1 protein-coding gene is annotated in these 310 nt (G+C 65.2%); it reads left to right on the plus strand.

Annotated elements, in window-relative coordinates:
* A partial coding sequence (locus tag J4G12_10195) for a hypothetical protein (protein MCE2456161.1) occupies window positions 1-310 on the plus strand: 310 nt, incomplete at both ends.

Raw genomic sequence — 310 nt, forward strand, 5'->3', positions numbered from 1 at the left:
AATGCCCGTCCTCGACCTCACGCTGATCCCCTTCCTGTGGAGCGCCGATCCGGACTCGGCGATACTGGGCCAGACGGCCAGCATGGCGGCCGATCCCCATGGTCACGAACTGCTCTCCGATACCCGAACCCTGCTACCGGTCGGCGCTTTCGAAGTAACGGCGCACGCACCCGTGCTCTCGTCGAGCAACGACATGCTCGACCTCCTTCGCGAAACCCTATTGATCCGGAGGCTCGAAGCGGGTGGCGGCCACTGGATGGGCATGATGTCGGGACCGCTCTCCGGATTCGCCGGTGGCGTGGCTTACCGG

The sequence above is a fragment of the Gemmatimonadota bacterium genome, from assembly GCA_021295815.1.
GTDB lineage: Bacteria > Gemmatimonadota > Gemmatimonadetes > Longimicrobiales > Gaopeijiaceae > JAGWBQ01.